This is a genomic window from Prevotella koreensis, assembly GCF_003977605.1.
GTDB lineage: Bacteria > Bacteroidota > Bacteroidia > Bacteroidales > Bacteroidaceae > Prevotella > Prevotella koreensis.
In genome coordinates, this window is record NZ_RYYU01000001.1 from 655,672 (window position 1) to 668,865 (window position 13,194).

At 40.4% G+C, this 13,194-nt stretch carries 8 protein-coding genes and 1 pseudogene; 7 read left to right on the top strand and 2 right to left on the bottom strand.

The features are described from left to right. Nucleotide 1 precedes the first annotated feature (1 nt). Entirely contained in the window at nt 2-2,266 is a 2,265-nt protein-coding gene (locus tag EHV08_RS02835) for an outer membrane beta-barrel family protein (RefSeq protein ID WP_004352626.1), read from the bottom strand. After that, nucleotides 2,263-3,498, bottom strand: a complete 1,236-nt coding sequence (locus EHV08_RS02840; protein ID WP_238987994.1) for a radical SAM/SPASM domain-containing protein — start codon at nt 3,496-3,498, stop codon at nt 2,263-2,265. The genes EHV08_RS02835 and EHV08_RS02840 overlap by 4 nt, the downstream gene beginning before the upstream one ends. Nucleotides 3,499-4,291: 793 nt before the next feature. Here EHV08_RS02840 and EHV08_RS02850 point away from each other — a divergent pair. From EHV08_RS02850 to EHV08_RS02880, 7 genes and pseudogenes are all read left to right on the top strand, one after another. Beyond that, the gene (locus EHV08_RS02850; protein ID WP_004352629.1) at nt 4,292-5,524 is read left to right on the top strand and encodes an aminotransferase class I/II-fold pyridoxal phosphate-dependent enzyme; all 1,233 of its coding nucleotides are present in this window, start codon (nt 4,292-4,294) and stop codon (nt 5,522-5,524) included. Beyond that, nucleotides 5,525-6,223, top strand: a complete 699-nt coding sequence (locus tag EHV08_RS02855) for a TetR/AcrR family transcriptional regulator (RefSeq protein ID WP_004352624.1) — start codon at nt 5,525-5,527, stop codon at nt 6,221-6,223. Between the two features lie 475 nt (nt 6,224-6,698). Continuing rightward, entirely contained in the window at nt 6,699-8,102 is a 1,404-nt protein-coding gene (locus EHV08_RS02860) for a DUF4099 domain-containing protein (RefSeq protein WP_126677883.1), read from the top strand. A 19-nt stretch (nt 8,103-8,121) separates the two neighbouring features. Further along, nucleotides 8,122-9,069: pseudogene (locus tag EHV08_RS02865) on the top strand (DNA topoisomerase); the annotation flags it as partial. Nucleotides 9,070-9,517: 448 nt separating this feature from the next. Beyond that, nucleotides 9,518-10,144, top strand: coding sequence for a TetR/AcrR family transcriptional regulator (locus EHV08_RS02870; protein WP_004364597.1), 627 nt, complete (start codon nt 9,518-9,520; stop codon nt 10,142-10,144). Between the two features lie 7 nt (nt 10,145-10,151). Continuing rightward, the gene (locus EHV08_RS02875) at nt 10,152-11,288 is read left to right on the top strand and encodes a StlD/DarB family beta-ketosynthase (RefSeq protein ID WP_126677884.1); all 1,137 of its coding nucleotides are present in this window, start codon (nt 10,152-10,154) and stop codon (nt 11,286-11,288) included. A 369-nt stretch (nt 11,289-11,657) separates the two neighbouring features. Beyond that, nucleotides 11,658-13,139 carry a T9SS type A sorting domain-containing protein gene (locus EHV08_RS02880; protein WP_158676039.1) on the top strand — a complete coding sequence of 494 codons (1,482 nt, stop codon included), beginning with the start codon at nt 11,658-11,660 and terminating at the stop codon, nt 13,137-13,139. Nucleotides 13,140-13,194 lie beyond the last annotated feature (55 nt).

Genomic DNA, 13,194 nt, shown 5'->3' on the forward strand with positions numbered 1-13,194 from the left:
GTTATAATCTATTTAAGAATTCCTTAGAAGCGATTTTCTTGCTGCTGTCGAGTTTCAACTTACCAAAATTGTAACTCAATTTCACTATCAGGCGTTGGGTATCACCGCTGGTATCCATCGTTGTACGTATATTATTGTATTTCATTGTCCAGTTGTTCGACCTGTCAGTATGGAATATGTCATTAGCAGCAACTGTCACGTTCAGCCTATCCTTCATCAGGCGAAGTATGTAGGCAAGATTCACAGTCCACGAACTCTCATGATCGAACAACGTGCTTGTACCTCCACTGTCGAAAGAAGCATTAAATACAACTAGCGAATGGTTATTAAATGCCCACTGCGCATTCGCATCAATATACCAGGATGCCTTGTTCCACGAATGTTCTTCCCCTAGATAGTTTGCCTTGACAAAAGGTTGGGTAAACGAACCTGTTACATCACCTCGAACAGGACCGAGCGAATAGTAATAAATAACAGTAGCCACAATATTCTCTGCCTTATTGAAGTTCACAGGCATCCACTTAATATTCTTATTGTCAACTGATGTCTCCGTCCATAAAGGGAGTTCCACTATTTTATCATGATTTCTATTATAAGCTATCGAGGTGAACAAATCGCCATAGTTGTAGCTTAGTTTCACGTTAGTGGTAACATTTGGCTTCAACTGCGGATTGCCTACCTTATATGAGATGGCATCATAATAATAAAGCCCGGGATTCAAATTGGCAAACGACGGGCGCCCAATGGTCTGCCCCACAGATAGACCCACCGATGACTTAGCAGTCAGTCTCCTCGTAACTACCAAATTAGGGAACAGTCTCCATTCTGTAGAGTCTGCAAACGCTCCTGATACGTTGGTCTCCAGCTTTCGATGGTCGGCTTCCATTCTCAAGCCACCTTGCAGATAAAAGCTCTTAATTTGTCTCGACAGTGACAAGTATGCACCATATAGGCTCTCGTGAGCATCGTACGCCTCTGCATCTGTATTGTAGGCATAGTTACCCTTGTTGCTCATGGCCGAGAAGAAAAGTCCCATCGACACATCGGCCCACTTGCGGTGGCTATTGTATGATAGGCGTGCACCACCGATATGATATTTTCCTTCACTTTCTGTAGCAACAGCAGGAACAGTGGAAGCCAATCCTGTCTCATCGGAGCGGCGTAGCGCATAATCGGCAATGAATGATAGAGTACGTGTGGAGTCTATTTCGTTCCTGTAGTTCACGCTGGCACTGTGCAGAAAGTCGGTTCCTCGTTTCTTTTGACCGAAAGCCATGTCGTTTCCATCCATCGTCTGCCTAGTAGGTTCGTTGAGATGGGTGTTACCTACATTACCTGTATATTGGAAGCTGAACAACTGATGTCGGCTGATATCCCAGTTCATGGAATAGAACCAGTCGAACTTCCGGGCATTCCCATGCGTATGTCTTTCTTTTGCACTCTCTATAGTCTTTTGTGGCAGGAACACAGTTTCGGTAGTATTGTCTATCTGCGTTGTGTTCACATACGAGAACCCTGCCGTAAGAATATTGCTCACCTTCTTATATTTCTCGTTGATGGTCACATTCGCTATATTCATATAGTCTCTAGCAAAGACAGACGTATTGCTTACTTCCGAAGAGAGTGTGTTCCCCAATGCCGACTTGGTGGTGATATACACAACTCCATTATTGCTGGCACTATATTCTACGGTTGGGTTGGAGTCTACCACTATCTTATTTATTTCCGATGCAGGAATAACTTTCAGCTCCGCCATGTCTACAGGTCTTCCGTTGAGTACGAACGTGGGCGTTCCACCCTCCAACAACTGCAAGTCGGAGGTCAAACCTGGAATCCTACCCAGCACGTCGATCACCTTGCCCATATATTGCAAATATGAATGTGCCACATCCACTGTTATCTTGTTCAATCCTACTTTTACTGTAGTTCTTTTCCCTTTCACTATAACACCGCTCAACTCCGTGGCATCCATCTTCATGCGTATGGTACCCATCTCTCGCTCGTTGCAATCTCTATAAACTGTCTGATAGCCAATGAACGAAAACTTCACGATACCTCCACTGCCAGAGGGCTCTATCGTGAAGGAGCCATCCTCACGTGTCATCGTTCCTTTCACCAGCGAGGAATCTTGCCTTGAAAGCAGCACCACATTTACAAATGCCAGTGGTCCACCTTTCTCGTCAACCACCCTTCCGTTTATCTCTTGTGCTGACAATCTTACAGATAATAACAACAACATAAAAAATACTACTAATATTTTTTTCATATTACACTATTTTTCTTTAAGGTGTATTCTTCAAGAAAATTCTTCATTCCCTCATCATCATACTGACAAATATCATAGGGTATCAGCCTCTTTTTGTAATTAACCCGATACAGGTTACATCCTCCATCGCATACTGGTAGAAATTTGCATTTTAAACATTTGGAATCAGAAAACTTATCGCTACCTTGAACTAATTCTGAAATGATATCAAAGTTGTTAAATCCTGTTTCCAAGGTACCTATAGATCTATTTTTGATTCCAACATCTGCCCAACATTTATATAACAAGCCCTCTGGATCTATTACAAAAGCAGAACTATCTGTGCATGTTCGTATTCCACAATCAATCTTTGGAAAAAGAGATTTATAAGTTATAACTCCTTTTTTCTCAAGAGACAATATAAAATTGCATTTTTCTCTTGTATTTAACTCTACAGAAGATCCGCCTTCCATTCGTGGAATTGTTGAATTGTTTAAGATAAATGCATAATATATATTTACATTTTTGTTCTTCCATCTTTTTGAAAGAATATCATATATCTCAGAATACTCTTCTTTATTTTTTTTACCAATATTAGTTCTCACTCCAATTGTGCAATTTGGCATGAGTTCTAAGGCTATATCTATATTTTTAATTATCTGTTCAAATGTTCCTTTTCCATTCTTTAAAATTCTAGTTTTATTGTGAGTAGCTTCATTACCATCAATAGTTATCTGTAAATAATCTAGTTTCCTCTGGTTTAGGTAGTTACATATTTCACTATTCAATAAATAACCATTAGAAACCATAGAAGAACGTTCTAAGGGTAGCCTCGAGTACTTATCAAAAAGGGTGTAAAAACTCTTTATTGTATCAAATGCAACTAAAGGCTCTCCACCATGCCAATTTAAACTTACTCCTTTTTTCTTTCCCTCATACTGATTTATGAAATCAATAACTTTCATTTGTATTTCCTCAGGCATTGATTTAGAGGAAAGATTGTGTTCGTAACAATAAGGACATGCAAAGTTACAACCTAATGTTGGGCATAAAACTATACTAAGGACTCCTTTCTCAGAACAAGCAAACCTTTTCGTAAAAGACAACTTATTTATGTAATTATTATCCTCGAAATCATCAACTAATATTTTGTTTTTTACCAAATATTCGAATGTTTCCGAATCAACAAGAGCATTAGCTCTATCTGGTTCTTTTTCGCACGCTAAAAGAGCATTATAAGACTCTTTATCCAAGCTGATTAGGGACAACATCCTTGTATTATGAAGACAATAACCAATCTTTTCAGAATGGAATAGATAATTAAATTGAGACCATTTCATAATTTGTATCGTTATTATGTGAAATTGGAGCAGAAACTTTTCCGTTGCCAATGTTTTGCGAAACTAACTTTGGACAAGGGGGTAGTTCTGCTCCATTTTTTAGACTTACACGTCATCTTGATTTTGTATAAGAGTTGTTTTTAGCGAAATAATTATAAGATAATTCTTATAATAGCTTCAGCAGATTATCAAAATCTGACAACTGTGTATTTTTCTACCATAGAATATAGAACTTTATACTTTAAAGGAGTCCTCCCTAAAGGAGTCCTCCCTTAATCGTTGTTAGTCTCAAGGTTTTACGGTAGATTGAGATTGGTCTGACGAAACAGACTTCTTCTTTTCGGTTTTCTCTCCAGTAGAGCAGCCTGTTGAACACACAGCGATGGAGTCTAACAAGTCCTTCCAAAAACCACTGTTACCACCTTTGACGTCATTTAGACTATTTGTCAAAACATCTTTTGGTTCTACGATTTCATTGAATTTCAACTTCATAAGAATGTTTTTTTTGTGCCTTCTTTTAGCTTCCGGCATTGCTTTGTAATGTCTGTTCAATAATATTGTCGACAAATTATCTTCTTGACGCTGCAAATATACATATACATATTGTTTAAAACAAGAAAAATAGTTTTTTTTTTTTTCAAAATTTGTATTTTCTTAGTATTTTAGCTACATTTGTAGCATTATTTACTATCTATACATTGTTTATATGGAAAAAAGATTTATTACATTAAAAGATTTCGAGATTACTCCCAACGAGAATGTTACTGAGCGTAGCCAAAAATTCCAAAGCTATATTGACCAAATGGAGCAGTTCGGCTGCAAGAGTTATTGGGTCATGGCAAAAACGGGAGTTGGAGCAAAAATGCAGATAGAGGGCTATGATGGTGAAGTTTCCGCATACATTTCCAATGATTACCTTGGTATGTCGCAAAGGACTGAGACCAAGGAGGCTGGCATAAATGCCGTCCTGAAATACGGTACAGGGGCAAGTGCCGCTCAAGCCATAGGAGGCTATTTAGACATCCATCAGCAGTTGGAACAAGGCATTGCAAAGTTCGTTGGTCAGGAAGATGCAATTCTCTTCTCATCTGGATTTGGTGCCAATGCAGGTTTGCTCCGTGCTATATTGGGAAAAAATGACATAGCCTACATTGATTCGTATATCCATACCAGTGCCACAAGTGGTTTAATTGGAACCAATGTAAAGCATATAGGACACAACGACATTGACTATCTTGACATGATCCTTGAACGGGAAACGGGAAAATATCAGACTCGATTGGTCATCATCGATGGGGTCTATTCCCAGAATGGAGATTTATCAAAACTTCCCCAATACATTGCGGTCTGCAAGAAACACAATTGTCTTCTTATGATGGATGACGCTCACGGCATTGGAGTTATGGGAGAAAACGGCAGAGGAACAGCCGAATATTATAATTGCTTGGGACAAGTAGATATTATTACAGGAACTTTCAGTAAGTCTTTCGGATGTGTCGGTGGTTTTGTTGCCGCGTCAGAAAAACTGATTCAGTATCTGAGATATTATGCTGACAGTAATGTCTTTTCCGCAGCAATGACTCCACAGGTTGCAGCATCTTCCCTAAAGGCACTGGAACTCATACAGACACAACCAGAGATTCGCAAGAAGTTGTGGACTAATGTCAATTATCTGCGCAAACGACTGACAGAGGAAGGCTTTGATATAGGCTGCTCCATATCAGCCATATTTCCTATTATGGTAAGAGACAATAAAAAAGTATACGAAATAGCACGAGAATTGCAAAAAAGATGTATCTTTGTAAGCGGTATCACATACCCTGCGGTAAGAACTAAGGAAGCACGGCTTAGAGTCAGCGTGTTGGCTTCCCATGAAACAGTACAGTTGGAACAATTGGTAACCGCTCTTGTGGAAATCAGAAAATCAATACCTTTTTAAATGGCAGAAGAAGAAAACAAAACCAAAAGATATAGAAGGACAAACGTCGACATACAGGCAGACATTATCAAGGCAGCAGAAAGTCTGATTAAGAAAAAAGGCTTTGCATCAATGCTGGTGACAGAACTTATTAAGAAAGCCAGGATTGAACCGCTTGTCTTCTATAACAGATATGACAATCTTAGCGAGTTTTATGATGAATTCGTTAAGAGATACGATTATTGGTTTAAGGGTGTCCTGACTGGAATTGAATTTCCGACAGATTCAAAATTAGGGTATATCAATATTCTCAAGAATCTGCAGGAGGAACTTCAAGAAAAATCTGTGATGTTAGAACTATTACGTTGGGAAATTGCAGAAGGGAATGAGACAACTGTTCGTACAGCCATGCTTCGTGAAATGCACACTTTGCCTCTTGTCAATATCTACGAGACAAAATTTAAGGATACAGACATCTCAGCCATATCTGCACTGATTATTGGTGGTATATATTACCTTAACCTGCATAGGGATCGCTCTAAATTTGCAGAAATAGACTTAAACACAGAGGTTGGTCGCAAACGCATAGAAAAAGCTTTGGAGGATTTAGGGAATATGATATTCCACTATCAAGATCTGACTGATTACAAACATACTGTTGCAGAGAAAATGAAAGAAAACGGCATTAGTGATGAAATCATTAAAAAATGCCTTAATTGAACGATACATAACAAGTATATTCCCCACTTATCTAGCGTGATAATTGGGGGATTTTTAAGTCGTCCAGTAAAACTTTTTTCTTCCAATCTGTGTAATAGAAATCGTCTTTAACACCACTTTTTTTGACTTTAAATCCAAAAAATAAGTCATTTTCTAATAAGAACAAGCATTTTTGTGATGCTTACTATTTGGAACTAAAATACAAGTCCCCATAGAGTAAAAATGCCTGTATCGCCTATAGATAAACGGTTTGCAGACTTTCAGTTTATTTTTTGTGAATAGCAATTGAATATTCTTATTATGGAAACGATATTCTAGCTAAGTGATTTTTGAGGTTATCCTGTAAACTAAGTACAACAGGTTATTTCACATAAATTCCTTTTATTTCCCACTTTTCCCAAAAACTTTTATATCTCTTCATATACCTATAATTTAGCTGCTTGATAAAAGTATTCACCATAAAAATTATCAAGCAATGGAATCAAACAGCAATGACAATTACGTGCTGGTCTTGGAAGACCGCACGGAAGTAAAAAATGAGCAGGAAGCGGGCAAGCTGTCCGTCGTGTCCGGTGTTGACGACAAGGGAAACCTCAAGACCACAGAGGCTGCCGCTGCCAATCAGGCAGCGTTCTTGAAGTTCAATAGCAAGGACGGACTTCTGAAGAACTTCATGGCCAACTTCCTCAAACAGTTTAATAACCCAACTCATTTTGGACTGTACAAAGTATTGGCAGACAATGTGGAGCAGGGCGTGGATAACCTGCGCACCATGCTGCAAAGCCGTGAGAAGCTCGAAAGCAAGCAGCAGCTGGCAGAGATTGGAGTGTCCTTTGAGGATTATCTGCCGCAAAAGAAGAATACCACTGCCATCGACCCCGAGAAAGTGGACTGGAAGATGCTCGACAACCTTGGACTGTCCCGTGAGAGATTGGAACAGAGTGGAGAGTTGGAAAAAATGCTTAACTGGCAGAAGACCAACCTCTTGACGATTGCCGTTCCCTTTGGCGAAACGACTATCTACACCGAAGCCCGCCTTGCGTTCCGTACGGACGATAATGGCAATATCGGTTTGGCAATTCATCCTTTGAGAAAAGAACCACAGCTTGACTTTCCCTATATGGGCTACAAGTTCTCTCCCGAAGAAAAGGAGCAACTCCTCACTACGGGTAATCTCGGCAAGACCATTGAGGTAACACCCAAGAATGGCGAACCTTTCTCTGCCTACGTCTCCATCGACCCGCAGACCAACGAAATTATAACCCTGCGTGCCGACCGTGTGAACATTCCCAAGGAAATCAAGGGCGTTACGCTCTCTGATGTACAATACAAAGACCTCGTGGAAGGCAAAGCCGTGAAGGTGGAAGGTATGACTGCCAAGAGCGGTAAGTCCTTTGATGCCACGCTTCAAGTTAATGCCGAACGAAAGGGCATTGAGTTTATCTTTGGCGACAGCAAGAGTTTAAGAGAACGACAGGAACACAAACAGGCTCAGCAGCAAGGTGTCCCACATAAGCTTTGCGGCTTAGAGTTATCAGAAAAACAGCGTGAAGCCTTGGATAGTGGTCGCACGCTCTATCTGAAGAATATGGTCGATAAGGAGGGGCAGTCCTTCAATGCCTACGTCCGCATGGACAAGGAACAGAACCGCCCACGCTTCTATAAATGGAATCCGGACAAGAGCCAGAAAAGCGGCAAGGTGGAAGCCGTGGCGGAAGAACACAAAACACAGGTAGCGGTGAACAATCACGGCAAGACGAATGAAGCCACGAAGAATGTGAAAGAGCCTCTGAAGACTGGACAGACACAGCCTACTGCCGCCCAAAAGCAGCAGCAGGACGAGAAGAAACAAAAGAAGTCCCGTGGACGTAAGATGTAACCTTAAACTATTCAGCACTATGATAACTTGTATAATTGCCGAGAAGCCCTCGGTAGCCAGAGATATTGCCCGCATCGTTGGGGCAAACAGCAAGCAGGACGGATATTTAGAAGGAGGTGGGTATCTCGTCACTTGGGCAATGGGACACCTCATCGCCCTTGCCATGCCCGAAGCCTACGGTTTTTCCGCTTATAAGCGTGAGGACTTGCCCATCCGTCCCAATCCCTTTCAGTTAATGGTACGACAAGTACGTAAGGACAAGGAGTATATATCCGATCCAGCAGCATTGAAGCAACTCAAAGTGATACGTTCCTGCTTTGACAAGGCTGACCGCATCATTGTCGCCACCGATGCAGGACGTGAAGGTGAGCTCATCTTCAGATACATCTATTCCTATCTCAATTGCCATAAGCCTTTCGAAAGACTTTGGATAAGTTCACTCACCGATAAGGCTATCCGTGAGGGGCTTTCTAATCTCAAACCGGGAAGCCATTACGACAACCTCTATCATTCTGCCAAGGCAAGAAGCGAAGCTGACTGGCTCGTGGGTATCAATGCAAGTCGTGCGCTGTCCATTGCCCGCAAAGGCGGCTATTCTTTGGGACGGGTACAGACCCCAACACTTGTTATGGTCTGCCGTCGGTACATAGAGAACCGTGATTTTTCTTCCGTGCCTTATTGGAAATTATCTGTTTTTACAGAAAAAGAGGGCGTGTCGCTGAAAGCCATTGGCAGTACCGACTATGAGAATGAAGCATCGGCACAGACTGCTCTCGCTACACTTCGTAGTCAGAGCCAGCTTATGGTAGAATCGGTCACAAGAAAGGTGGGCAGTACACCGCCACCACTCTTGTACGACCTCACTGCCTTGCAGAAGGAAGCCAACAGACGCCACGGCTTTTCTGCAGACAAAACCCTCTCGATTGCCCAAAGCCTCTATGAGAAGAAAATCACGACCTATCCCCGCAAAAGATTTTAGAATTTTGTATCTTTCAGATAATCAATAGAATAAGGATGAATAAAGGATAAATGGGTTACGAGTTGGAAACGAGCGAGTTTCTTTTCCCTTCTTTATTCTACAACGCCCCAAAGAACACTTAAATTGATAGTGCAAAGATAATATTTTCTGATGAAAGCAGTGTGTTTTTACGGAAATAATTTGTAGGAGCACTTAAAATCATTACCAACTAATTTTAATGGAGGTAATTTGTCAGGATTTTTTAGCCTTATTGCCTAATCAGCAAAAATGAATAGAAACAACTATTTTTCTATTGTAAAATGAAAAAAAAAGAGAGAAATGAAACTTTTTGAAGAAAAATCCCCCGAAATATTTGGCGGATTGAAATAATTTGCATAATATTGCACTTATAAGCACGGAACAAACGTTCTGTTTTGAATTTAGCAAGTATGAAATAATGGAAAAACAAATAGTTAAAGAAAGCATAAGCAAAAGGGACATTATCCTTAATGAATCGTTCAGGCTGTTTCTGAAAAAAGGTTATGCAGCAGTATCATTTTCGGATTTAGTGGAAGCGACCGGCATTTCTCGTGGCAATATGTTTCATCACTTCAAGAATAAGGAGGATATATTCAGTCATGCCGTTGATAGGTTTGTATTTGAATTCTTGACAAATGATGCTACAGACTTTCTTGAACTTACAAGCTCGACACCATTAAAGGACTTCATTGATAATCGTGTAGAAAATATCGGTCGCCGTATGAAATCATTTTTTATAATGACAAAAGGCACAGTCACTCCTGCCAATTTCATGTCATTTATCTTGTATCTGAAAGACAACTATCCGGATTGGAAAGAGAAGTTTCAAGAATACGAGAAAAGAAAGAGCCTTGAGTGGAAAGAGGTGATAGAGCTTGCCAAACAGAAAGGAGAGATTACTCAAACTGTGGAAACAGAAAAGATTATATCTTCCATTAGAAATATATATCTTGGATTGTCATACAGAAGTGCATTGAGCAGCCAACTTTCCATTTCCGAATTGAAAGAGCAAATATACACAATATACTATTTAATAACCAAATAATATTCCTATGGAAAAAGCAGTATATATCAATAGCGTATCGGCATATCTTCCTAATTCTCCCATCGTCAATGAGGATATGGAGGACTATATTGGGAAAATTGGTGGAAATCCGTCAAGGGTTCGTTCCATTGTCCTTAGACAAAATGGCATCAAAACGAGATATTACGGGTTGGACAAAACCCAAAGCCTAACACACTCGAATGCAGAATTGGCAAAAGAAGCCGTATGTGGGCTGTTTGAGAATAGACAAATTCCAAATGACCTGACATTATTGGCTTGTGGGACAAGCACACCCGACCAATTGCTTCCTTCCCATGCGTCTATGGTTCATGGAGAATTAGCCAACTATCCTATGGAAATATTTTCCTCTGCAGGTGTATGCCTTACCTCATTGCAGGCATTGAAAATATGCTATAGCAATATTCTTGCAGGACTGCATCAAAAAGCTGTATGCGTGGCATCAGAATTAACCTCACCTGCATTGGTATCCAAATTTTATGACCCGGAGTATGAAGCTACACATGACAATCCTGACAAAGACCCTTATATGGCTTTTGAGAAGGATTTTATGCGGTTTATGCTTTCTGATGGTGCAGGAGCGGTATTGGTGCAAGATCATCCCGAAGGAACATGCCCACTCAAAATCGAATGGGTCGATATGACTTCCTATGCCAACGAACTACCTACCTGTATGTTTATGGCATCGGAGTTGCAAGAAAACGGACGGCTCAAAAGCTGGAAGGAGTTCTCTCCTGATGAGATTAAGGAGCGTGCCGTACTTGTGGGCAAACAGGACATTCGGCAGCTAAAGAAATACATCATCAAGTATTGGGTAGACCATATCGAAACCGTACTTGCCAAACATCATATAAAAGCAGATGAGATAGACTATATTATACCTCATGTATCATCAATGTTTTTCTATGAGAAGTTAAATGACGAAATTGCTGCTCGTAACATTGCTCTGACAAAAGAGAAGTGGTTTACAAACCTTACTTCTGTAGGCAACATCGGTTCGGCTGCCATTTATGTGGCACTGGAAGAGCTCATAAGGACAAAAGAAATTAAACGTGGAAACAAGATACTTCTTCTTGTACCGGAGAGTGGAAGGTTCTCGTATGGAACAGTGCTTCTATCTGTATGATAGTTAGCCTCTGTATTTATGAAGTCCCTTGCAAGGAGTTTGTAAAAAACAAAAGAGAACAAAATAATAATCAATTTCATCCAAAGCATAAATAAAAGCAAAATAATTTTTATCTGTTACAAATTTATTCATATTTGTTGACAGCAAAATTTCTGTACAATCTATCATTTTGAATGATATGAAATTGTCAGTATCCCATAAAAGGGAATATAGGCAAGTTATTAATAATAAAAGTTTTAAGACATGAGAAAAATTTTATTCATGACAGTATTCTGTGCATTAACAACGACTTTTCCTGTACAACATGCAAATGCACAGAGAAATGAGAGCAAACCTTTGACTTCAAACAATGTTTTAGAGATCAAAAGTATGTATGAAACGACAGACAATGTGCTAAATTACAAAAACTTTGAGGTTCAGGCATTTGAAGCAGGTGATTATTACGTTAATTTTTGGCTTCAGCCGACAAGGTATGCCAACGGGAAATTCACCACATTCAAGGTGTATGTGAACGGCACGCTTTCCGGTTCGGTTAAGCCAACCGTTGGGAACTGGCAGTCTGCTTCCGTTGAAGCGAAACCTGCCCTGCAACTTAAAAACGGCATTAACACAATATCAATTGCAACCAATGCCCCCGAAGTGCCAAACGTAGAGTCCGTCAAAATATCACGGAACATGATGGCAACGAGATTTCAGTCCGCCGGTTTTAACTCATACCTGCGAAAAGCCGTCTCATCAGATGGCACTCCAGATGTAAGCATGGCGGAAATGACGGAAAGTGATTCACGTGATGCTGCGGGCATTAAGTATTTTACACATGTGCCGTTGAAATATTCTTTCTATCGGACATTCTCTTTCACGAAAGGTCAAGAGATTTTTATAACTTCCACAAGTAGAATAGCTCATAAAATAGATATGGTCTATTATGGGAAACAAATACTTTTCCCCGCTAATTCCCCTCAAGAGGGTCTTTTCCCCACAATTCCAATTGGAGATATGAAACCACGATTTTTTTACACTCCTGCTACATCGGAAGAGATGCAGGGGCTCAATTGGGGACATCTCTCAGAAAAGGCTCTGAATAACTCTAATAATCAAATCGCAACACTGAAAGTCACGATACCGAAAACAGGAATGTATCTGATAAAACTACGGAGTGCTGGCAATGGAGTGCTGAGTGTGGCGGACTTGAATGTCAATGGCAATTACTTCTATGAGAACGCTCCGATATATTTTTCGAATTGTAAGTGTGAAATACCGGCAGACGGTCACGAGTATGCGACTATGACGAATTGCAATACTCCCGGCACTGACGATCCCATGCTCTTCATTGAAGGAAATGATGCAGAAAATGTGGTCGGATTTAACGATGATGGTCCTTATGCAAAGCTCAACCAATATAACCTAAGCAATAGGGATTCATACATCAGTCAGAGATACTTTGTTGAAACGACGGGCATACATGTATCTAATTACAGTTCATTCAAGCCAGAATCGGCTTGCAATATTCTTGCCCGTGTAAGCAATGATGCGAATGTGTCCGCCTTCCTTGCTCCCGCACAGGCAAAGCAGAACGGCACGACAGACGTTTCAAAGATTGAACGGGACTCTCAACTTTCCATTACCCCGTGTCCTGCTGTTCTAATTTCAGACATAACGATTTCATCAGGAAGGAAGATGAGCAAATTGGAAGTGTATGACATGTCCGGTGTCAAACTAAGTTCGGTAAAAGTGAATGCCTTTTCCGTCACACTCGCTTTGAATTCTCTAAACATAAAGAACGGCGGTGTTTACGCTTTCTCAGTCACATATGAGAATGGTATGGAAACGAAAAAGATTTTCGTCAAGTAAATCATAGACCAAGGAGTAGGATTGGCTAATTTCAGCCAGAACCTACTCCTTATAA